At 33.9% G+C, this 22,981-nt stretch carries 22 protein-coding genes; 11 read left to right on the forward strand and 11 right to left on the reverse strand.

Going from position 1 to position 22,981, the window contains the following annotated elements:
* Positions 1-107: 107 nt before the first annotated feature.
* Positions 108-398, forward strand: a complete 291-nt coding sequence (locus tag ABW636_RS09150; protein ID WP_024768281.1) for an HU family DNA-binding protein — start codon at positions 108-110, stop codon at positions 396-398.
* A gap of 276 nt (positions 399-674) precedes the next feature.
* On the forward strand, positions 675-2,213 hold the full coding sequence (locus ABW636_RS09155) for an Rne/Rng family ribonuclease (protein WP_367589672.1): 1,539 nt from the start codon (positions 675-677) through the stop codon (positions 2,211-2,213).
* A gap of 119 nt (positions 2,214-2,332) precedes the next feature.
* On the opposite strand, the gene accC is transcribed toward ABW636_RS09155, so the two are convergent.
* The 6 genes from accC to pdxA all read right to left on the reverse strand — a co-directional run bounded on the left by accC (position 2,333) and on the right by pdxA (position 7,495).
* Positions 2,333-3,673 carry an acetyl-CoA carboxylase biotin carboxylase subunit gene (gene accC / locus ABW636_RS09160; protein WP_367589673.1) on the reverse strand — a complete coding sequence of 447 codons (1,341 nt, stop codon included), beginning with the start codon at positions 3,671-3,673 and terminating at the stop codon, positions 2,333-2,335.
* Between the two features lie 94 nt (positions 3,674-3,767).
* Positions 3,768-4,274 carry an acetyl-CoA carboxylase biotin carboxyl carrier protein gene (accB, locus tag ABW636_RS09165; RefSeq protein ID WP_367589674.1) on the reverse strand — a complete coding sequence of 169 codons (507 nt, stop codon included), beginning with the start codon at positions 4,272-4,274 and terminating at the stop codon, positions 3,768-3,770.
* Between the two features lie 29 nt (positions 4,275-4,303).
* Entirely contained in the window at positions 4,304-5,299 is a 996-nt protein-coding gene (locus tag ABW636_RS09170) for a beta-ketoacyl-ACP synthase III (RefSeq protein ID WP_367589675.1), read from the reverse strand.
* A gap of 171 nt (positions 5,300-5,470) precedes the next feature.
* Complete coding sequence (gene rpmF / locus ABW636_RS09175; protein WP_024768393.1) at positions 5,471-5,668, reverse strand: 50S ribosomal protein L32; 198 nt, start codon at positions 5,666-5,668, stop codon at positions 5,471-5,473.
* Between the two features lie 10 nt (positions 5,669-5,678).
* Positions 5,679-6,218: a YceD family protein gene (locus tag ABW636_RS09180; protein WP_367589676.1), complete on the reverse strand. Its 540-nt coding sequence runs from the start codon at positions 6,216-6,218 to the stop codon at positions 5,679-5,681.
* Between the two features lie 206 nt (positions 6,219-6,424).
* Positions 6,425-7,495: a 4-hydroxythreonine-4-phosphate dehydrogenase PdxA gene (gene pdxA / locus ABW636_RS09185; RefSeq protein WP_367589677.1), complete on the reverse strand. Its 1,071-nt coding sequence runs from the start codon at positions 7,493-7,495 to the stop codon at positions 6,425-6,427.
* Between the two features lie 88 nt (positions 7,496-7,583).
* Here pdxA and ABW636_RS09190 point away from each other — a divergent pair, with 88 nt between their 5' ends.
* On the forward strand, positions 7,584-8,183 hold the full coding sequence (locus tag ABW636_RS09190; protein WP_367589678.1) for a riboflavin synthase: 600 nt from the start codon (positions 7,584-7,586) through the stop codon (positions 8,181-8,183).
* Between the two features lie 4 nt (positions 8,184-8,187).
* Here the strand turns inward: ABW636_RS09190 and ABW636_RS09195 are convergent, their stop codons facing one another.
* Complete coding sequence (locus ABW636_RS09195) at positions 8,188-8,343, reverse strand: hypothetical protein (RefSeq protein ID WP_367589679.1); 156 nt, start codon at positions 8,341-8,343, stop codon at positions 8,188-8,190.
* A gap of 342 nt (positions 8,344-8,685) precedes the next feature.
* On the opposite strand from ABW636_RS09195, the gene ABW636_RS09200 reads away from it, so the two are divergent.
* From ABW636_RS09200 to ABW636_RS09225, 6 genes are all read left to right on the forward strand, one after another.
* Positions 8,686-9,801, forward strand: a complete 1,116-nt coding sequence (locus ABW636_RS09200; RefSeq protein WP_367589680.1) for an NAD(P)/FAD-dependent oxidoreductase — start codon at positions 8,686-8,688, stop codon at positions 9,799-9,801.
* Positions 9,802-9,811: 10 nt separating this feature from the next.
* Entirely contained in the window at positions 9,812-10,489 is a 678-nt protein-coding gene (gene mtgA, locus ABW636_RS09205) for a monofunctional biosynthetic peptidoglycan transglycosylase (RefSeq protein WP_367589681.1), read from the forward strand.
* Between the two features lie 222 nt (positions 10,490-10,711).
* Positions 10,712-11,170, forward strand: coding sequence for a 3-oxoacyl-ACP synthase (locus ABW636_RS09210; protein ID WP_367589682.1), 459 nt, complete (start codon positions 10,712-10,714; stop codon positions 11,168-11,170).
* A gap of 277 nt (positions 11,171-11,447) precedes the next feature.
* Positions 11,448-12,662 carry a DNA polymerase IV gene (gene dinB / locus ABW636_RS09215; RefSeq protein ID WP_367589683.1) on the forward strand — a complete coding sequence of 405 codons (1,215 nt, stop codon included), beginning with the start codon at positions 11,448-11,450 and terminating at the stop codon, positions 12,660-12,662.
* A 165-nt stretch (positions 12,663-12,827) separates the two neighbouring features.
* Positions 12,828-15,794 (forward strand): DNA polymerase III subunit alpha, encoded by a 2,967-nt coding sequence (locus tag ABW636_RS09220; RefSeq protein WP_367589684.1) that lies wholly within the window; start codon positions 12,828-12,830, stop codon positions 15,792-15,794.
* A 41-nt stretch (positions 15,795-15,835) separates the two neighbouring features.
* Positions 15,836-16,318, forward strand: a complete 483-nt coding sequence (locus ABW636_RS09225; protein ID WP_367589685.1) for a regulatory protein RecX — start codon at positions 15,836-15,838, stop codon at positions 16,316-16,318.
* Positions 16,319-16,379: 61 nt separating this feature from the next.
* On the opposite strand, the gene ABW636_RS09230 is transcribed toward ABW636_RS09225, so the two are convergent.
* From ABW636_RS09230 to ABW636_RS09245, 4 genes are all read right to left on the reverse strand, one after another.
* Positions 16,380-17,705 (reverse strand): S41 family peptidase, encoded by a 1,326-nt coding sequence (locus ABW636_RS09230; protein WP_367589686.1) that lies wholly within the window; start codon positions 17,703-17,705, stop codon positions 16,380-16,382.
* Positions 17,706-17,983: 278 nt separating this feature from the next.
* On the reverse strand, positions 17,984-18,853 hold the full coding sequence (locus ABW636_RS09235; RefSeq protein ID WP_367589687.1) for a cupin-like domain-containing protein: 870 nt from the start codon (positions 18,851-18,853) through the stop codon (positions 17,984-17,986).
* Between the two features lie 78 nt (positions 18,854-18,931).
* A complete protein-coding gene (gene bioB, locus ABW636_RS09240; RefSeq protein ID WP_367589688.1) occupies positions 18,932-20,035 on the reverse strand; it encodes a biotin synthase BioB in 1,104 nt (367 codons plus the stop codon).
* A gap of 109 nt (positions 20,036-20,144) precedes the next feature.
* Positions 20,145-21,308: a beta-ketoacyl synthase N-terminal-like domain-containing protein gene (locus ABW636_RS09245; protein WP_367589689.1), complete on the reverse strand. Its 1,164-nt coding sequence runs from the start codon at positions 21,306-21,308 to the stop codon at positions 20,145-20,147.
* A 122-nt stretch (positions 21,309-21,430) separates the two neighbouring features.
* Between ABW636_RS09245 and ABW636_RS09250 the strand changes: the two genes are divergently transcribed.
* Both ABW636_RS09250 and ABW636_RS09255 read left to right on the forward strand, forming a co-directional pair.
* On the forward strand, positions 21,431-21,883 hold the full coding sequence (locus tag ABW636_RS09250; RefSeq protein ID WP_367589690.1) for a cytochrome c oxidase assembly factor Coa1 family protein: 453 nt from the start codon (positions 21,431-21,433) through the stop codon (positions 21,881-21,883).
* Entirely contained in the window at positions 21,861-22,871 is a 1,011-nt protein-coding gene (locus ABW636_RS09255) for a hypothetical protein (RefSeq protein WP_367589691.1), read from the forward strand. Before ABW636_RS09250 ends, ABW636_RS09255 begins: the two co-directional genes overlap by 23 nt.
* Positions 22,872-22,981: the final 110 nt, after the last annotated feature.

A 22,981-nucleotide genomic window follows, 5' to 3' on the forward strand; every position in this document is an offset into this window, starting at 1 on the left:
TTAAACGTTTAAAGATTAAAATATCATCTTAAGTATTGATATTTTGGATTTTAAATTCTTATATTTGCCCCCTTGAAAATTTAAAAAAACCCTTAATAGGTATTATAATGACTAAAGCAGATATTGTAGCAAAAATTTCAGAAAAATTAGGAATAGAAAAAGGTGATGTTCAAGCAACGGTTGAAACCTTTATGGAAGAAGTAAAAAGCTCACTAGAGAGTGGGGATAATGTATACCTAAGAGGATTTGGTAGCTTTATTATAAAAACGAGAGCAGAAAAAACAGGACGTAACATATCTAAAAATACGACAATTAAGATTCCTGCACATAATATACCAGCGTTTAAACCTGCAAAAGTATTTGTAGAAGGTGTAAAGACCAACGTAGAAGTAAAATAATTAATAATAAATAAAAAGTACACATATGCCAAGTGGTAAAAAACGTAAAAGACATAAGGTAGCTACGCATAAGCGTAAAAAAAGAAGAAGAGCAAATCGTCATAAGAAAAAGTAGTTTCTAACTACTTTTTTTGTTTGAAAAGCTAAGTTCTTTGAAATCGAAATAAAATGGCATACTAACTACCTGTATGTGTTTTATTTCAATGGAATTAAAAATTCCTGTGAAAAAATTGTTTAATCCATTCCGATAATTGTCGGAATAAAAATCTAATCAGAGTGAACAACGAATTGATCATTAGGTCAGGTTCCTCTACGGATTTTGCCTTACTAAAGGGTGGAAAACTAATTGAATTACATAAAGAAGAAGATGATAGTAACTTTGCGGTTGGTGATATTTTTATAGCCAAAATCCGCAAATCTGTCCCAGGTCTCAATGCTGCATTTGTTAATGTTGGCTATGAAAAAGATGGATTTTTACATTACCATGACCTTGGTCCTCAAGTTTCTTCTTTGCTTAAATTCATAAAACGTGTAAGCACAGGTAAATTAAAAAACTATTCTCTTAAGGATTTTCCTCAAGAGAACGATATTGATAAGCACGGAGTAATAACGAATGTGCTAAAATCAAATCAATCGCTATTAGTACAAATAGTAAAAGAGCCTATATCTACCAAAGGACCTAGAATTAGTTCAGAGCTTTCAATAGCTGGTCGATATATTGTTTTGGTGCCTTTTTCGAATAGAATTTCTATTTCACAAAAAATAGAGTCTTCAGAAGAAAAAGAGCGGTTAAAAAGGCTTGTAAAAAGTATAAAACCAAAAGGCTTTGGAATTATTGTACGTACTGTAGCAGAAGGCAAAAAAGTAGCAGAACTAGACAAAGATTTGCAAAACCTAATCGCAAGATGGGAAGGCATGTGTAAAAAATTATATAAAGCACATCATCCATCAAAAGTATTAGGTGAAATGAATAGAGCTTCTTCTATCTTAAGGGACGTCTTTAATGATTCCTTTACTTCTATTGTAGTAGATGATGAAGATCTCTGTAACAGAATCAAAGAGTATCTGCAAGAAATTGCTCCAAAAAAAGAGTCGATCGTAAAACTGCATAACCCAAAGGTTCCTATTTTTGAAAAATATGGTATCGAACGCCAAATAAAAACAAGTTTTGGCAAAACGGTATCCATGAGTAAAGGAGCTTATTTGGTGATTGAGCATACAGAAGCGATGCACGTGATCGACGTAAATAGTGGAAATAGGTCTAATAAGGCTAAAAACCAAGAAGATACCGCATTAGAAGTTAATTTAATTAGTGCGGCAGAAGTAGCACGCCAACTACGTCTTAGAGATATGGGAGGTATTATCGTAGTCGATTTTATCGATATGAATAATGCTGATAACCGCAGAACACTCTTCAATCATTTAAGAGAAGAGATGAAAGATGATAGGGCAAAACACAAAATATTACCGCCAAGTAAATTTGGCTTAATACAAATCACGCGACAGCGTGTGCGACCAGAAATGAATATCAAAACCCGAGAGGAAGATCCTAGCGGAATAAATGGTGAAGTTGAGGCACCAATAGTTTTGGTAGAGAAAATTAAGGTTGAGTTAGAAAAATTAATAAAAAAAGACCACAAGAAGATAGTGTTAAGTGCACATCCTTTTATAGCGGCTTTTTTAACAAAAGGATTTCCATCCACCCGATCTAAATGGTTTTTAAATCATAAGAGATGGGTAAAAATTGTACCTAGAGACGCTTACACGTATTTAGAATATCATTTTCACGACAAAAATGGTGAATTGATAAAATAAATTAAAACCCCGATTTTTTATAAAATCGGGGTTTTTTATGCAATAAAGTTGCTTAAAAGCAAAAAAAGCCTCTAATGATAATCATTAGAGGCTTTTTTGGTGTTATATTGATGCTGCTACTAGTTAGCCATTTCAAAATCTTCCATAAATTTTGTAGTGTAATTTCCTGATACATAATCCGGATCATCCATTAGTTGTCTGTGAAAAGGAACAGTAGTTTTTATTCCTTCGACTACAAACTCGTCTAAAGCTCTCTTCATTTTGTTAATAGCTTCTTCTCTGGTTTGTGCAGTGGTTATAAGCTTAGCGATCATAGAGTCATAATTTGGCGGAATAATATAACCGCTGTATACGTGTGTGTCTACTCTAATACCATGACCTCCTGGAATATGCAGATTGGTAATCTTTCCTGGAGAAGGTCTAAAATCTTTATGAGGATCTTCTGCATTAATCCTGCATTCTATGGAGTGTAATTGAGGGAAATAATTTTTACCCGAAATAGGTACTCCTGCAGCAACTAATATTTGTTCTCTAATTAGATCATAATCAACTACTTGTTCTGTAATAGGGTGTTCTACCTGGATACGAGTGTTCATTTCCATAAAGTAGAAATTACGGTGTTTGTCTACCAAAAATTCTACAGTTCCAGCGCCTTCATATTTGATGTATTCTGCAGCTTTTATTGCAGCTTCTCCCATCTTTTTACGAAGTTCATCAGTCATAAATGGAGATGGTGTTTCTTCTGTAAGTTTCTGATGTCTACGTTGTACAGAGCAATCTCTTTCTGATAAATGACATGCTCTACCGTTGCTATCACCTACAACTTGTATTTCGATATGTCTTGGCTCTTCAATAAGTTTTTCCATGTACATATCGTCATTGCCAAAGGCGGCTTTACTTTCTTGTCTGGCAGATTCCCATGCGGCCTGCAGGTCTTCTTCTTTCCAAACGGCACGCATTCCTTTTCCACCACCACCAGCACTGGCTTTAAGCATTACAGGGTATCCTGTTTCTTTTGCTACTTTTATGCAGGTTTCAAAATCTGGAATTATGCCTTCGCTTCCTGGTACGCAAGGTACTCCGGCTTCAATCATGGTAGATTTTGCTGTTGCTTTATCTCCCATTTTTTCGATCATTTCTGCGCTGGCACCAATAAATTTTATTTCGTGCTCTTCACAGATTTTAGAAAATTTTGCATTTTCAGAAAGGAAACCGTATCCAGGGTGTATAGCATCTGCATTTGTGATTTCTGCAGCAGCTATGATATTAGGCATTTTTAAGTAAGACTGATTACTAGGAGCGGGTCCTATGCATACTGCTTCGTCGGCAAAACGAACATGTAGGCTTTCTGCATCAGCAGTAGAGTATACTGCTACTGTCTTTATGCCCATTTCTTTACAGGTTCTTATTACCCGTAAAGCAATCTCACCTCTATTTGCAATTAGGATTTTTTTAAACATAACTTTTTTAAATTTAAAAATCTCAAATTCCAAGTTTCAAATTTCTGGACAATCCAGATTTTTGAGATTTGTTTATTGGAATTTTAAAATCGGGTTATGATGGGTCTACCAAGAATAGTGGTTGATCAAATTCTACAGGAGAAGCGTCATCAACTAATACTTTTACTACTTTACCAGAAACTTCACTTTCGATTTCATTAAAGAGTTTCATGGCTTCAATAATACAAAGTACGTCACCTTCTTTTATAGTGTCTCCAACCTCAACAAATGTAGGTTTGTCTGGTGATGGTTTTCTGTATAATGTTCCTATAATAGGAGATTTGATAGTAATGTATTTAGAATCGTCTTCTGCGACAGCTTCTGTTGCTGCAGGCGGCGTTGCTGCAGGTGTAGCTGCAGGCGGTGTAGCTGCTGCAACTGGGGCTACCGGATGTGATGGAACAGCACTGCCAACAGGTATTTGTTGTACTATAGTAGTTTCTTTGCTTTCGTCTGATGCGGTTTTGATAGTGATTTTAACATCATCCATCTCTAATTTTACTTCACTTGCCCCTGATTTGGCAACAAATTTAATTAAATTCTGAATTTCTTTTAAATCCATAATGTGTTGGTATTATGTGTTTTAGTTGTTTAGGAATTATAAGCCCATTTAAGATAAATAGAGCCCCATGTAAAGCCACCTCCAAAAGAGGCGAATACTAAAGTGTCTCCTTTTTTGAATTGTTTTTCGTAATCACTAAGCAATAATGGCAAAGTGGCAGAAGTCGTATTACCATATCGCTCAATATTCATAAGAACTTTACTTTGATCTAAGTTCATTCTGTTAGAAGTTGCGTCAATGATACGTTTGTTAGCTTGATGGGCGATCAGCCAATCTACGTCGTCACCTGTTAGGTTATTACGTTCCATGATCTTTGTGCTGGCATCTGCCATATTAGAAACTGCGTATTTAAATACAGTCTTTCCGTCTTGTCTAACAAAATGTAGTTTTTTGGCTAGGGTTTCTTCAGAAGTAGGGAGTATAGAACCTCCTGCTTCAATTCTTAAGAATTCTCTTCCGATACCATCAGATCGAAGATATTCATCTTGTAACCCAAGTCCTTCGTTGTTCGGTTCAAAAAGAGCAGCTCCGCCACCATCACCAAAAATGATGCATGTGGTGCGATCTTTATAATCAATTATAGAAGACATTTTATCTGCACCGATTAGCAATACTTTTTTGTATCTTCCAGATTCGATGTAGCTTGCTGCGGTAGACATTCCGTATAAAAATCCAGAGCAGGCAGCCTGTAAGTCATACGAAAAAGCATTTACAGCGCCTATTTGAGAGGCAGTGTATGCAGCTGTAGAAGCTACTGGAAGATCTGGTGTTGCCGTGGCAAAAATTACCATATCAATCTCTTTGGGATCAATATTTTTTTTGGCAATCAAGTCTTCTGCAGCTTTGATGCCTAAGAAAGAACTTCCTTTGTCTTTGTCTTTTAAAATTCGACGTTCTTTAATACCTGTACGAGAGGTTATCCATTCGTCGTTAGTGTCAACCATTGTTGCTAGTATATCATTAGTTAACACATAGTCTGGCACATATGCGCCTACAGCTGTGATAGCGGCTGTGATTTTACTCATATCTTAGTTTTAGTTTCACGAACTAGAGCGCAAAAATGCACAAAAAGTCGTTGAAATTACTAAATTATATACAAATATGGCGCAAAATAACGGGATTTTGACACATATTCAACTAAAAACAAAAAAACCCTCACAATTGTGAGAGCTCTCTTTAAAATTTTAACAATATTATTAAGCTACTTCTTCTTCAGTATTGTCAATAACGATTTGTCCACGGTAATATAACTTACCTTCATGCCAGTGAGCTCTGTGGTACAAATGTGCTTCTCCTGTAGTAGGATCAGTAGCTATTTGTGGTACAGAAGCTTTGTAATGCGTTCTTCTTTTATCTCTTCTCGTTTTCGATATTTTTCTCTTAGGATGTGCCATTGCTTAGCTATTATTTATCGTTTAATAAGTTTTTTAATTTATCCCAGCGAGGATCTGTATCCTCATTGTTATTTGTTGTTGTTTTTTCTTTTGGACTTAATTCTTCCAGTTTTTCTAGTATGTCTGATTTTAATGTACCATTTTCTACACCGGGATGAACTTTTTTGGCAGGTATAGCCAATATAATAAGCTCATAAATATACTGCTGAATATTTACTTCATACTCCCCATGAGGAAGTATTAAAAGCTCTTCGTTTTCATCGTTATATTCATTACCAAACTTAATTACCAAAAAAAATTGATTTTCGATTGGTAAATCAAAAGGCTCATTGGTGAGATCACAATTTACATTTATAGTTCCAGTTGCTTTAAATTGGAGTTCTAACATAGTTGTTTTTTTGTTGAACTCTAAATCAACTTTTACTGTAGATGCATTAAACTCATCATACTCAAAATGTGTAAAGAACGTGTTGTCAATTCTATACTCAAACTGGTGTAATCCTTGCTTTAACCCAACAAAAGGAATAGTGTACTCTTTTAGTTGTATCATTTCATCATCAGTTTCAGATGCCTATCTATTTGAGAAAGGCGGGTGCAAAGATAGTAAAAAAACATTATGAAAGTATTTTTGTAATCAAAAATATATCAGATTGTTAGTGATTTAACTTCTTGCTCTTTTGATAGTCTTGTAATTTATGTTTGCAATACTTCTTTTATCAAAGAAATTTATTGCTCATTATTTGTCTATATACGCTTTTAAGCGGTTTGATTTTGTTTGTTTTGTGGTTTTCTAGGTTGTTTTTTTAAAGAGTTCTTCGTTAGCTCGGCATATTCTTTTCTATTTTTAAAAATAGTTAATGCAGAAAAAACAGCTTCTTTAAAAGAACTATTATCGGCCTGATTTTTACCTGCAATTTCGAAAGCTGTCCCATGATCAGGAGATGTTCGTACTTTGTTTAATCCGGCAGTATAGTTTACTCCTTTACCAAAAGATAATGTTTTAAAAGGGATAAGCCCTTGATCGTGATACGATGCAACCACAGCATCAAAAGCCTTGTAATTATCAGAACCAAAAAAGCTATCTGCGGCATAAGGGCCATATACTAATTTACCGGATTCATTAATTTTGTGAATCGTAGGTTTTAATATATTTTCATCTTCTTTGCCAATTACTCCATTATCACCACTGTGCGGATTGATACCTAATACCGCAATTTTGGGTTTTGATATACCAAAATCCTGTTTAAGTGATTGATGAATAGTATTCACTTTTTGTTCGATTAATTCTGGAGTTATAGTTTCTGCAATATCCTTTATAGCTACATGATCAGTAAGCAATCCTACTTTTAAATCATCGGTAATCATAAACATAAGGCTATTTCCTTCTAATTCCTGATCTAGATAATCGGTATGACCGGGAAAATTAAAAGCTTCTGATTGGATGCTTCTTTTGTTAATAGGTGCTGTTACCAATACATCAATCTCATCATCTTTTAATGCATTAGTAGCTGCCTTAAGAGATTGAATTGCGTAACTTCCTATTTTTTCATCTTCTTTTCCAAAACTAATGCCTACATTTTCTTTCCAGACATTAAGCACGTTTATTTTACCATCTAATATTTGAGATGTTTTATCAATTCCGTGTAGTGAAGCTTGATTTTTATATTGTTTTTTTAAGTAAGAAAGAATTTTTACTGAAGCAAAAATTACCGGGGTGCAAAAATCCAACATTCGAGCATCTTCAAAAGTTTTAAGCACTACTTCGCTACCGATACCATTTAGGTCTCCTATAGAAATTCCTAATCTTATTTTTTCTTCTTTCTTCATTATGTAAAGTACTTTATCAGTATTTTTGAGGTCTGAAACTAAGTCCTCGTTGTTTGAGGTCACAAATTTAATTAAATAATTCGCATTTATGTTTACAGGAATCATCGAAGAGTTAGGAGAGGTTGTTTCTTTGCAAGTTAATAAAGAAAATCTGGACATTGTTATGAGAGCTAATTTTACTCATGAGTTAAAAATCGATCAGAGTGTATCTCATAATGGGGTTTGTCTTACTGTAGTGTCTATAGAAGAAAATCAATATACAGTTACTGCAATAAAAGAGACTTTGGACAAAACAAACCTTAATCAACTTGCTATTGGTGGTATAGTAAATTTAGAACGAGGAATGAAACTTGGAGATCGTTTAGATGGGCATATTGTACAGGGACATGTAGATCAAACGGCTGTTTGTACCTCGGTAAAGGAAGCAGATGGTAGCTGGTACTATACATTCGAATATGATCCTGGCTTAAGTAATATTACTATAGAGAAAGGGTCTATAACTGTTAATGGAGTGAGTTTGACAGTAGTAGGTTCTAAGAAAAATGAATTTAGTGTAGCTATTATTCCATATACATATGAGCATACAAATTTTAACACATTTGCTATAGGAGCAATTGTAAACCTGGAGTTTGATGTAATTGGTAAGTACGTGCAGCGAATTACAGCACTAAAAGAAGAAGTAGAATAGGTAGTTATACCAATTCTACTTCACTAAATTTAAAGAGTGAAACTCTGTTTCTTTCTGTTTTTAAGATTACTCCTCCCAAATCACTCAAAGTAGAGCAGGATTCGAAATCTAATACTTTTCCAAAATACTGGCTTTTTGTATCAATTACTTTGTACTGCATAATTTTACGATTTGATTTGTTTCCCGATTTATTAATATGATTGTTCTTTCCCCAAAGAACATACCACATATTATCAAATGTATAGGGTAAATGTAATAGACAAGGTTTGTTTTTGAAAATAAACTTATCAGGTTTTATTAACAATAATTTTACTTTATAGTATTTAAGTTGTTGGTAATTAGTTGATTATTTCGTATTTGGTTAGGATTGGTTTACTGTGATTATAAGCTTGAAATATCAATCTGATAGGATGAACAGATACTTTATAAGTATAAAATCGGATTAGGAACCATTATATTTGTTATTGAAAAAGGTTTAAACCAGTTCATTAAATAATTTAGAATGAATTTTAGTTATTGGGAATATAAAACATGGTTATTCAATGTCGATTTTGTTATTATTGGTAGCGGAATTGTAGGACTTAATTGTGCGCTGCAATTAAGAAATAATTTTCCAAAAGCTAAAATTCTTATTCTGGAACGAGGAATATTGCCAAATGGAGCAAGTGCAAAGAATGCGGGTTTTGCTTGTTTTGGTAGTGTTTCAGAAATTCTGGAAGATTTAACCACTCATAATGAAGATGAAGTATTACAGTTGATAAAAAAAAGATATGAAGGTCTTCAGATATTAAGAAAGCGTTTGGGAGATCAGGCTATTTCCTATTTACAATATGGGGGGTATGAACTTTTTTCTAAGAAGGATACTTCATTATTAGAAAAATGCCTCTTAAAAAGAGAAAAAATAAATACACTACTCAAGCCTGTTTTCAAAGAACAGGTATATCATGTCAGGGGTAACCCTTTTGATTTTAAAAATATAACATCTCAATGTATTTATAACGCATTCGAAGGGCAAATAGATACGGGTAAAATGATGGAAGCTTTGATCGATAAAGTACAGGCGTCTGGAATTAAGATTTTATATAATTGTATGGTAGAAAACCTTAGTGATCATCATTCTTCTGTCGAAATAAAAACCAATCATTGTACGTTTTTTGCAAACAAAGTTTTGATTGCAACCAACGGTTTTGCATCGCAATTAGGAATTACCCAGGTAACACCAGCACGTGCCCAGGTGTTGATTACTCGCCCTATCGATAATTTGCATATCAAAGGAACCTTTCATTTGGATAAAGGGTACTATTATTTTAGAAATATAGACAATAGAATCCTGCTAGGTGGAGGTAGAAATCTGGATTTTAAGGCAGAAGAAACAACAGTATTAGGTCAAACCGAGTTAATCCAGCAAAAACTAGAAGAAATGTTACGTGAGGTTATCTTACCAACTACTCATTTTGAAATTAGCCATCGATGGAGTGGGATTATGGGAGTTGGGTCGCAAAAAAAATCCATTATTAAGCCGATATCCAATAATGTATTTTGTGGGGTGAGACTTGGCGGAATGGGAGTAGCGATTGGGAGTCAAGTAGGTACAGAATTGGCTGATTTGTTAAAGTAATAAGGATAAAATGAAGAGGATAATTCGTTTTCTGGCTAAAAGCTGCGTTGGCTTTGTTGTGTTAAGTGTATTATGGGTATTGCTGTATAAATGGGTAGCGGTTCCTATGACTCCGCTTATGATTATTCGACAACTTAGCAATCAGCAACATACTTCGATAAAACATGAATGGATTCCGATTTCAGAAATTTCTAAAAACCTTCAATTGGCAGTGATTTGTAGCGAAGATCAGCATTTTGTAACGCATAATGGTTTTGATAGAAAAGCAATAGAAAAGGCAATTGCCGATCATAAAATAGGTAAAAAGTTACGCGGAGCCAGTACCATCTCTCAGCAAACAGCCAAAAATGTATTTTTATGGCCGCAACGTAGTTGGATTCGAAAAGGGCTAGAAAGCTATTTTACTTTTTTAATCGAGCTTTTCTGGAGTAAAGAACGTATCCTGGAGGTGTACTTGAACAGCATAGAAATGGGAAACCATATCTATGGAGCACAAGCTGCATCAAAATTCTGGTTTAATAAATCGGCAAAAAACCTTACCAGAGCAGAAGCCTCTGCTATTGCAGCAATATTGCCAAATCCCCAGAACTTTATGGCAAATCCAGCAACAAAATATATTCAAAAAAGAAAAGAATGGATTATCATGCAAATGAAGAATTATGGTACTTTAGTGTTTTTGAATGAGTAATAACCTGAGTTTCTATTAATATCAAATATTCTATAAAAAGCGTCGATTCGAGTGGTTTTTCGTAATAAAATGAAGAAAAATTGTATCGAGAATAGCTTTTTAGTACCGAAATGCTTGTTTTCGATACAATCCGCCAAGGCAGATCACTCAAACTGACGCATTTCAGATTAAACTCAGATTAATAATATTACTTTACCCAAATCCATTTAATAGATCTTACTAATGACAAATTTGCAAATTAAAGAAGCGTTATTACAACAATGTCAAGAGCATGTAAACCATCGGTTACAACGTATACAAGATACTATTTCAGGAATTCAGGAATCGTTGACTTCTGAAACCAAAAGTACTGCAGGGGATAAACATGAAACCGGAAGAGCAATGTTGCAATTGGAGCGTGAAAAAGCAGGAAAGCAACTAGCAGAAGTGCAAAAACTACAAGAGGTATTGGGTAAAATTAATTTATCACATACCTCAGAATATATACATTTAGGTAGTTTGATAAAGACCTCACAAGCCAATTATTTTATTAGTATTTCGGTTGGAGAGTTGCAGGTGACTACTACTTCATATTTTGCAATTGCAGCCAATTCTCCTATCGGAAAATTACTGTTAGGAAAGTCTGAAAAAGATATTTTTAGTTTTAATGGAAACGAAATTACTATTGAAAAAATCCATTAATCCTATTTAGTATCTTAAATCAATATACATTTTAAAGGAAATACAATTTACATCCCTCTAAACCTCGTTTCAAAGGGAGATTTGAAACTCCTTCCTTTGAAGGAAGGTTGGGATGGATGTTTTTTTTTAGCTCTAAAATACAAAGTAGGGTTAAATTCTAATATGGTTTAATTGGTTGATAACGTTTCACTTATGTTGTTTCTGTCAGATATTTCTTCAATAAAACTGATTTTATTTTGGAAAAATTCCATATTTTTGGAAAAATTCCAAAAAAGTAATGAAGAAAACCATCCTACATTTAGATCTGGATACTTTTTATGTGTCTGTCGAAAGATTGATCGATAGCCGGTTAAAAGATCGCCCGCTATTGGTAGGAGGTATTAGTGATCGAGGAGTAGTAGCTGCATGTAGTTATGAAACTCGTAGTTATGGGATACATTCGGGTATGCCTATGAAAATGGCCAAAGAATTATGTCCAGAAGCAGTAGTAATAAAAGGAAATGCGGGTACATATAGCAAATACTCAGATGATGTAACAGCAATTATTACAGAAAAAGTACCAGTTTTTGAAAAATCCAGTATCGATGAGTTTTATGCAGACTTAACAGGGATGGATCGTTTTTTTGGAAGCTATAAGTATGCGACCGAATTACGACAATCGATTGTAAAAGAAACAGGATTGCCTATTTCATTTGGGTTATCGGTCAATAAAGTAGTTTCTAAAATAGCTACAAACGAAGCCAAACCTAATAACCAACTTAAAATCGATTTTGGATTCGAAAAACCTTTTTTAGCACCTTTATCGATAAAAAAAATTCCGATGGTGGGAGATAAAACCTATCAAACCCTTCGCAATCTGGGGCTTAAGAGGATTAAAACACTACAGGAAATGCCTGTCGAAATGATGCAAAGTGTTTTGGGTCGTAATGGTATTGTAATCTGGAAACGAGCTAACGGTATTGATAATACTCCGGTAATTCCTTTTTCTGAGCGAAAATCTATTTCGACAGAGAGAACATTCGATAGAGATACTACCAATGTTATTAAACTACGAGGCATTCTGGTTGCGATGACAGAAAATCTTGCGTATCAATTGCGAAGAGGAGATAAACTTACAGCATGCATTGCTGTAAAAGTTCGTTATTCTGATTTTAATACCTATACCAAACAACTTAAAATTCCTTATACCAGTGCAGATCATTTGTTGATTCCCAAGATCCTGGATCTTTTTGATCGATTGTATAATAAACGATTGCTTATTAGACTTATAGGGATACGTTTTAGTCATTTGGTTACCGGTAATTATCAAATCAATCTGTTTGAAGATACAGAAGAGCAATTAGAATTATATAGCGCGTTGGATACGATAAGGAAACGTTATGGAGATCGTAGTGTAATTAGGGCGTCGGCTATGGGGTCTAAAACTATCGGGAGAATGCATAATCCATTTAGTGGTCAGCCGCCGGTAGTATTGGCGCATCGTAAACAGTAATATCAACTAAACCATAAAACACCACTAATATGTTTGTTCATTTCTTCTCTTATTTCATTGTAAAAACTTCCGTAGCTATTGCTATGCAAGAATTTTACAGCTTCATAAGAAAAGAAAGCAACTGCGCATCTTATGTCGCATTTTATAATTTATTTGATATAAGTTATGTACATTAACTGTCATACATGGTATAGTCTACGATTTGGAACATTTTCTGAAATTGAATTATTAGAAATGGCAAAAGAACAGGGAGTAAAACAACTCGTTCTTACTGATATTAATAATACATCGGCTTGCCTAAATTTTATTAGAAAATCAAAAGACTATGCTATCAAACCAATCATTGGGATTGATTATAGAAATAATGTACGACAACTGTATGTGGGCATCGCTAAGAATAACCAAGGTTTTTATGAATTGAACACGTTTCTTTCAAAATATACACATGTAAACGATTCTTTTCCCGAAATAGCACCTTGCTTCAAAAATGCATATATCATATATCCTTTTGAGCAGGTGCTATTATTAGATAAAACAGATTTTGAGCCTCATGAGTTTATAGGAGTGTCCATCAAAGATTTGAGAAAACTGCCGTTTTCTATATATCGGGAGATGAAAGATAAGCTAGTTGTTTTGCAAACAGTAACCTTTAGAAACAAAAGAGATCACAATATACATCGATTACTTAGAGCTATAGATAATAATACGCTTTTAAGTAAGCTGCAAAAAGAAGAAGAGGCAGATCCTAATGAGGTAATGCTTTCTAAATCTGAAATAGTAAATGCTTTTTTAGGGTATGAACATATCATAGCAAATACAGAAACGCTGATGAATAGTTGTGCTATTTTGTTTGATTTCTCAGAAGAAAGAAAAACACTAAATAAGCAAACATATACAGAAGATAAACAGAAAGACCTCAGTTTAATTAGAGAGCTTTGCATAAAAGGGTTAGGGTACAGATACCCTAATGGTGGTGATTCTGTTTTAGAAAGACTGGATAAAGAACTTTCTGTAATCGAAAAAATGGATTTTGTTTCTTATTTTTTGATTAACTGGGATATCGTTTCTTATGCTCGCAAACAAGGTTATTTTTATGTTGGTAGAGGGAGTGGCGCCAATAGTATTGTAGCCTATCTTTTGGGGATTACCGATGTAGATCCTTTGGATCTGGATTTATATTTTGAACGATTTATTAACCTTTATCGTACCAGTCCCCCTGATTTTGATATTGATTTTTCGTGGCGAGACCGAGAAGATATGACTCGGTATATTTTTGAACGTTTTGAACATACAGCACTTCTGGGAACCTATGTTACTTTTAAATACCGGGGTATTGTGCGCGAATTAGGAAAGGTATTTGGCTTGCCAAAAGAAGAAATCGATAGGCTCTGTGAAGGGAGATATGCTCTTGATCAATTAGATACATTCTCTAGGCTAGTAGTAAGATATGCTAGTCTAATGCAAGGGATACCAAATTATTTAAGTATACATGCAGGAGGTATTCTAATAAGTGAACATCCTATTCACTATTTTACAGCAACTGACTTGCCGCCCAAAGGGTTTCCTACCACACAATTTGATATGGTAGTAGCCGAAGATGTAGGATTGTATAAATTTGATATTTTGGGGCAAAGAGGTCTGGCCAAAATTAAAGAAACGCTAGAGATTATTACCTATAATCGACCCAACGAGGCTGATTTTGATATTCATAATATCGATAAGTTTAAGAAAGATAAACGTATTAATGAGTTAATTAAAACAGCAGAGTGTATGGGGTGTTTTTATGTAGAATCCCCTGCAATGCGCATGTTGTTAAAAAAACTAGAAGTAGACAATTATCTTGGTTTGGTTGCGGCAAGTTCTATTATACGCCCTGGGGTAGCCAAAAGCGGAATGATGAGAGAATATATTTTACGTCATAGAGACCCCAATCGTAGAAAAAAAGCACATCCTATTATGCAAAGTATTATGCCAGATACTTATGGAATTATGGTATACCAAGAGGACGTGATTAAAGTAGCACACTATTTTGCAGGGCTCACATTGTCTGAAGCTGATGTGCTAAGAAGAGGTATGAGTGGTAAATATCGATCTCGAGAAGAATTTAAAAATGTAGAAAATAAATTTATTGCAAACTGTAAAGAAAAAGGGTATGATACTACTCTGATTTATGAGATTTGGAATCAGATTTCTAGTTTTGCAGGTTATGCATTTGCCAAAGGGCATTCTGCATCGTATGCAGTAGAAAGCTACCAAAGTTTGTTTCTAAAAGCATATTTTCCTCTAGAATATATGGTTGCCACTTTAAATAATGGAGGAGGCTTTTATAGGCCAGAATTTTATATCTATGAAGCAGAAATGTTAGGAGCAACAATATACGCGCCTTGCATAAATAATAGTCATTATCATAATTGTATTATAGGAACGCATATCTATCTTGGGTTTGGTTTACTAAAAGAATTAGAGTCCCGTGTGATAGAACGCCTTGTAAAAGAGCGAAAAGAAAAAGGGGACTTTGTAAGCTTAGATGATTTTATTGATAGAGTTGCTATTAGTGTAGAGCAAATAAGTATTTTAATTAGAATTAATGCTTTCGGTTTTACAAATAAGGATAAATACGAGTTGTTATGGCAAGCACATTTTAAACTAGAAAAAACAAAAAACATTAATGATATACAAGCTAGATTATTTACTTCTAGTCAACAGAAGTATACAATTCCTGTATTAAAGACAACCTTATTAGAAGTAGCATTTGATCAATTAGAGTTGTTAGGGTTTTGTATAAATTCACCATTTAACCTTTTGGCAAAAAAATCTGTAACAAAATTTGGAGCAGTCGATATGAAATGCTTTATAGGAAAGCATATCGATATATATGGGTATTTGGTTACTGTAAAAAACACTAAAACGCATACAGGAAAAAGAATGAATTTTGCTACGTTTATAGATCAATATGGACAAGTATTTGATACTGTTTTATTTCCTTTGGTAGCAAAAAACAACTTTTTTAGAGGGAAAGGAATTTATCGCATTTACGGAAAAGTGGTAAACGAGTTTGGTTTTTTAAGTATTGAAACTGTAAAAATGGTGAAACAAGATTATATACTAGATCCCAGGTATGCAGATTCTTGACAAAATTAGTAGAAATTATAAAAGTCTGTACCTTTGTAACTATGTATAGAAACCCCAATGTGTCATATATAACGGTAAGCGAGGCAATTGCAAAGATGGAGCATTACTGTGCATATCAGGAAAGATGTCATAATGATGTAGAGGATAAGCTAAAAACGATGAGGTTAATCCCCGAAGCCAAAGAAAAAATAATAGTACATCTTATAGAGCATAACTTTCTAAATGAAGAACGTTTTGCAAAAGCTTTTGCAAGAGGGAAATTTAAGATAAAAAAATGGGGAAAAAAGAGAATTGTACAAGAGCTTAAGTTTCGTAAAATTTCAGCATATAATATAAAAACTGCTCTTAAAGAAATTTCAGAAAAAGACTATATAACTACTTTTCATGAGTTGGCAGAAAAGAGATTTGATAGTATTAATGAAACCGATTCGAATAAAAAACGAAAAAAACTAACCAATTATCTCTTATATCGAGGCTGGGAGCCCCATTTGATTTATGAAAAAGTAAATGAACTTATCGAGTGATTTAAAAAAGCATCGATATTTACTCAAGCTATAAATACCGATGCTCTTTTATCGGGGAATTTTATTTGTTTAGTATCTCGATAGCTTTTTCTATTGCACTATCTTTTTCATTCATAAAATCATCATTAGAAAATAACGACACTTTATTCTCTTCGCTTGGGCCAACTCCAATAGCCTCAAACACTTTGCCATTAGCATCGCTATATACCTCATTAGATAGCCCTAGTAAAGCTCCGTTTGGTAAGGCGTGTGGTAAAATATCAGAGAATACCCCATTGGTATGATCACCGACTATAGTTACATACGATAAATCTTTCATGCAAAGTGTAAAAACCTCTGCTGCACTTGCTGTTAAAGGACTTGTTAATAACACTATATCTTCTTTAAACTGAAAATCACCTTTTGGAGAAACAGATACCGATGTGCTTTTTGTAAAGCCACCTTTTAGTTTTGCTTTTTTAGAAAATGCAAGTCGCTCATGGTCTAAAAATCGTGAGGCAATATTTACTGAAGCCATATCATATCCTCCACCATTAAATCGAATATCGATTATTAACTTAGAAACCGCAGCATCTTTAAGGTCAGTCATTATTTTGTCTAACACAGTATTTAATGTTTCTATCTCATTTTTTACATCAGTGCTATAGCCTTCCATTCCTAAAATATTAATATATGCAATATCATTACCAATCATTCCCCATACTATTTTTCCATTTTCATCGGCTTTAAATTTATTGTCTAAATATTTTAGTGCTATAGTTTGTAGTTTTTGACTGTAAAGCGTTTGATAATCTTCTTCAGATTCGATCATTAAATCTCCGCTTAAACCCGAATTTAATCGAGTATATAGACTAGGTAAACCAGCATCGATACCAACGTTATTAGCTTCATCGTCAATAGCTACATGGCCATCTTTCAAGAGAAAAACTAACTCTGCAAGGATATCATAAAAATTTTCTGAGGTTACTTGTTCTCGTAAATTCTTGTACTGTGACCAGTCTACGTTTCTTGTTTCAAAAAAAGCATAATAATCGTTAAAAATATTCCAAAAATGATCAAAATTAACCTTTGGATCTTTTGTCTTTGCAATCTGATCGGGAAGACAAAATTCATTTTGTTCTACTAATCTTTTAAACTCAATATTTGATGCACTAAGCTCTGGTACGCCTATCAGTTTGTCGGGCTCAATTAGCTCTAGCGGTACACCCCATGATTCTTCTGGTACAAAGTTTTCTTCTATAACGGTGCATCCAACAGAATTTACACCATACAACACCTTTTTTTGATCCGTGATCTCTATGATATATCCTTTATCTTCGGCTAACCAAAAACCATTCTTAGTTTTTTTTGGTTGAGGTATACGATCGTCATCAGACTTACAAGCCATAAATAAAATCAAGGGTAAGCATAAAAAATATCGGCTTAAATTTTTAATTCTGTTTTGAGAGTTCATTTAATCTACATTTTTAAAAGTTACATTATCATTGACGAATCAAAAACTTATCGGTTGCATTACAAAAACGTTCAGAATGAAGCTCAGAAAAACATTACATGATAATTGACCGATATGCAATTAATTCTGGTCAAAACTAGGTAGGGTTAATAATATCGATGTCCGATATTATTAAAATTTAAGAAATTGAAACTTTTTTGTTACTAGAAGAATTAACAGTCTTTGATATTTTGATGAGTTTTTCTAATGGCTGCTGCGTTTTTGTATGCGATCCATTTTTGTTTTCTCACTTTCCTCATAAAATTATCAAAATAACGCATAAAAAATACATTATAGACTGCTTTAAGAAAGTTGATTTTGTTTCTTGTTACAGATCGAATACTCATAGAAAAACCAGCGGTTATATAGGTCATATGATGCCAATATCCTTCTGGTATATACATAGTATCTCCATGTTTGAGATTAGTAATATATCCTTTTGCTTGTTGTAGTGCAGGCCATTTTTCTATATCAGGATTTGTAAAATCAATATCTTGATGTGCTATTAAAGCATGTGGTAATTTGTATAAATACTTGGTTTCTGATGGAGGAAATAGTATGCATTGTTTTTCTCCGTGAAAATGAAAATGAAGAATATTAGCATAATCTATATCATGATGCATAAATACTTTGGATTCTTGTCCTCCAAAGAATAGCATGGGTAGTTTCTTCATGAATTTTAGTCCAATATCAGGGTAATAAAAATCTTGTTGAAGTGTGGGTACTTCTTTAAACAAATTATATAAAAAAATACGGTAGTTGGTGGGTTTGCTTTTAAGCAAATCAATATACTTACTCATACGCATTTGAGTATGAGGTTCATTAAATTTATATTTGGTAGTAATAGGAATGTCGTCAAAAAGAGGAACGTTTTTGTCTCCTGCTACCGAGTTTATATAATCCAGATTCCACTTTTGATATGCGGGCCAATCTCTTGTTAATTGTTCAATTACAACGGGTTTTTGTAATAAAACATATTCTTTAAGAAATCGCTCTTTGGTGATTGTTTTTACTCGTGGTATTTGCTCTAAGTTTAATTTCAAGTGAGTTTGTCATAAAATTAAGTTAGCATAATAACAAGAAACAGATTCATTATTAATCCAAAATGCCAGTAAAATATTTTATTTATCTGCAGGAATCTCTTTGGCTTTTTGTTTAGCAGCTTCGTTTCTTTCGATTTTATGATCAGGTCTTGACCATTTAGGTTTTTCTCCTGCGGATTCAAATTTCGAATCTTCTGCTTCTACTGTTTCTGGTTGTGCTTTTTTAACAAATGGTTTTTGAGGAATTAAGCCTAATGTCTTAAACATTTCCATATCTTCATTTACATCTGGATTAGGAGTAGTAAGTAGTTTGTCTCCTGCAAAAATAGAATTTGCTCCTGCAAAGAAACACATTGCTTGTCCTTCTCTACTCATTTCTGTTCTTCCCGCAGATAATCGTACTTGTGTCATTGGCATTACAATACGAGTAGTTGCAACCATTCTTATCATATCCCAAATAGCAACTGGTTTTTCTTCTTCCATAGGAGTTCCTTCTACAGCTACTAGTGCGTTGATAGGGACTGATTCTGGTTGCGGATTTAGTTTGGCCAGAGCTACTAGCATTCCTGCTCTATCTTCTTCAGCTTCTCCCATCCCGATAATACCACCACTACAAACGGTAACATTGGTTTTTCTAACGTTGTCGATTGTTTTTAAACGATCTTCATATCCTCGGGTAGAAATAACTTCTTTGTAATATTCTTCAGAAGTATCCAAATTATGGTTATAAGCATATAGTCCTGCTTCTGCCAGTCGTTGTGCTTGGTTTTCTGTAATCATCCCCAATGTACAGCAAACTTCCATGTCTAATTTGTTGATGGTGCGTACCATTTCAAGTACACTTTCAAACTCTGGTCCATCTTTTACATTACGCCACGCAGCTCCCATACAAACTCTAGAACTTCCTGAAGCTTTTGCACGAAGCGCCTGAGCTTTTACTTGCTGTACACCCATAAGGTCATTGCCTTCTATATCGGTATGATATCTGGCTGCTTGTGGGCAATATCCACAGTCTTCTGGGCATCCTCCTGTTTTTATAGATAATAAGGTAGATACCTGAACGGTATTTGGGTCATGATATTGACGATGAACGGCTGCTGCTTGGTACAGCAGATCCATTAACGGTGTGTTGTATATGTCAAGAATTTCTTGTTTTGTCCAATCGTGTCTAATACTGTTCATAGATAATGGTATGTGAAGGCTCAAAAGTAATTGTTTATAATCAAAAAACACAACGAAGAACCATCAAATTCGCGGTTTTTAAATATGAAATTGTTTTGTGAATCTTCTGCTAGATAGGTTTTTCTATTAAAATACTCACTGCATTGCCTCCAAAACCTACAGCATTTACAATGATTTTTTGTAGTTGTTTAGGAGTATTTTCATTGTTAACAAAGGGAATTGATATAAACTCTTGATGTTGTAACATTAAGATTGCCAATTCAAGACTTAAAATTCCACTAGCACCAAAAGTATGACCTATTTTCCATTTGTTGGTCGTTAATGCAGGCATGGTATTTTTAAAAACGGCTTTGATAGCATTGTATTCTGCTAAATCTCCTTTTACGGTGCCAGGCGCATGCATTACGATGGCGTCAATTTCATTAACAGGAGTGTCACCCAATGCCATTTTAATAGATTTTTGAAAACAATCTGCATGGGTAGAGATCGATATATTATGTTTTAAAACTTCGGTTGCATAACCAATGCCTTTGATAAGTGCTTGTGCATTTTTTTTGATTCCTTTTTCAAGACAAACGATACCAGCACCTTCTCCTAAAAACATAGAATTTCTACCTTTATTCAAATTCATAGCTTGACAAGGATAGCTAGATACTTGTGCAGAAGCATAAATTTTTAATGCTTTCATTTGAGCGATAGTAAACGAAGTAAGAGGTGCCTCGCTGCCACCTACCAAAAATTCGTTTGCCAATCCTGATTGTAGCCATGCAACCCCATTAAGCAATGCATGTAGCGCTGTAGAACATGTGATCGAATGGCTTATTTCGGGTCCTTGAGTTTGTAGGTCATGAGCAATCCAAGATGAAATGTTCCCCAGAGTGGTTGTCGGAGAACTTAGTGTAGAGGATTTGCCTGTAGAAAGAAACTCTTGATGGTATTTTTCAAAAAGTTGTGTGGCTCCTCTGGATGATCCTATATTAATTCCAAAATTCTTGTTTGTGTCCCATGCTGCATTTTTTACGGCTTGTCGCGCAGCAAACAGACCAAAAAGGACAGAGTCATCTAGAGCTTCATATGCAGGATTTTCTTTTCGTAGCATTTCAATACGACGTTTCGAATCTAAAGAAAGTCGCGCTACAGGAGTTTGTTCTCCATCAAAATCAGTAAAAGAAATATGATGAGACGAGGTTTTATATGCTTCCCATATCTCTTTAGGAGAAATTCCCAGAGGTGATATCGAAGAAATACCAGTTATGGATATTGATTCTTGCAATTTTTAAATTTTGGCAAATGTAGGGGTTTGTTATGTTTTGTTCAATAATTATATGCAATTAGGTAACAAAAAATGTCTTTTAAGACTTATATTTATAGATATATATAAAGTGAAGAGTTACTATGAGTGATCATGTACCACAGAAGAGCTGGTTTTCTAGAAATTGGGGTTGGGCGGTTCCTTTGGGAGGCTGTCTTACTATTATTGTTTTGTTTTTTGTTTTTTTAGGTTCTCTTTTTTTTGGAGTAAGCGAATTGATAACACAATCTACTCCTAGTCAGGATGCAGTAGCCAGAGTAAATGAAGATGAATACGTTATAGGTATTCTTGGAGAACCTATAGAAACTAATGGTATTATGAATGGTAGTATATCGTATCAAAATAGTGTGGGCTCTGCTGATATATCAATACCTGTTAAAGGGCCTAATGGAGAAGCGCGACTCTATGTAGTAGGAACAAAACAAGATGAAGAATGGGTGTATACAGAAATGTATGTAATTATTGATGATACAGATGAACAAATAGACATTTTGGGATATGAGCAAAATGAAGATGATAACAAAAATCAATGGTAATATCTTAATTTTTGGAATACCATTACTGATAATTTTATCAATGGTATTGCTAGCCAAATCAAAAGTTTTTCAGGAAAATACAGAGGCTTTATCTGTAGGCATCACTGTTGATCTTCTTTTTACAGTACCTCTATTATATTTTCTATTGATCAAAAAAAGTAATATTCCCAAAACTACCGTGGTTCCTCTCTTTGTAATTGGAATGTTAATAGCAACTTATATTGTTCCAAAAGAACACCAAACCATATTGAATTGGAGTAAGACGTGGCTGTTTCCTATATTAGAATTGGGGGTGATAGTTTTTGTTGTTTATAAAGTACGACAAACCATAAAAAGATATAGGGCAAAAGCAATGGTGGTATCAGATTTTTTTTCTGCTCTTAAAGAAACATGTCGTGAAATTCTTCCTAAACGAGTAGCGATTTTTCTTGCTATGGAACTTGCGGTGTTCTATTATGGTTTTGTTTTTTGGAAGAAAAAGACAATAAAAGAAAATGAATTTACGTATCACAAAAATAGTGGAACGATCTCCTTATTGATGGGTTTTATACTCATAATAGGTGTCGAAACATATGTGCTTCATGTGTTGCTTTTAAAATGGAATATGATAGCGGCTTGGGTAGCTACTATAGCAAGTATATATTCGGGTATTCAAGTTTTTGGATTTGTAAAATCAATGATGAAAAGACCGATTGTTGTTGAAAATGGTCGATTGTATTTACGCTATGGTATTTTAAGCGAAACAACAATTAATATTAGTGCAATAAATACGATCCAAATTATAGACAAGGGTGTCGAATTTGATGATGAAATTATTAGATTATCTCCATTAGGAGAGTTGGAATCTTATAATTTAGTACTCTCTTTAAAAGAGGGAAATACGCTTAACGGATTCTATGGCGTTAAAAAAACATTCAAAAAAATTGTGTTGTTTATAGATGATAAACATAGGTTCAAAGCTTTGCTGGATGATAAGATTAATGACTAGTATTTTGCTTATTCGGTAAATAGTAAAAAGAATTTTGTTAGAGTTCCAATGTTAAATCTTTGCTGAAGTCAACTTTTGCGTGAAGAAAAGTTTTCTTAAGATTTAAAAAA

This window comes from Aquimarina discodermiae, from assembly GCF_040786235.1.
Classification (GTDB): domain Bacteria; phylum Bacteroidota; class Bacteroidia; order Flavobacteriales; family Flavobacteriaceae; genus Aquimarina.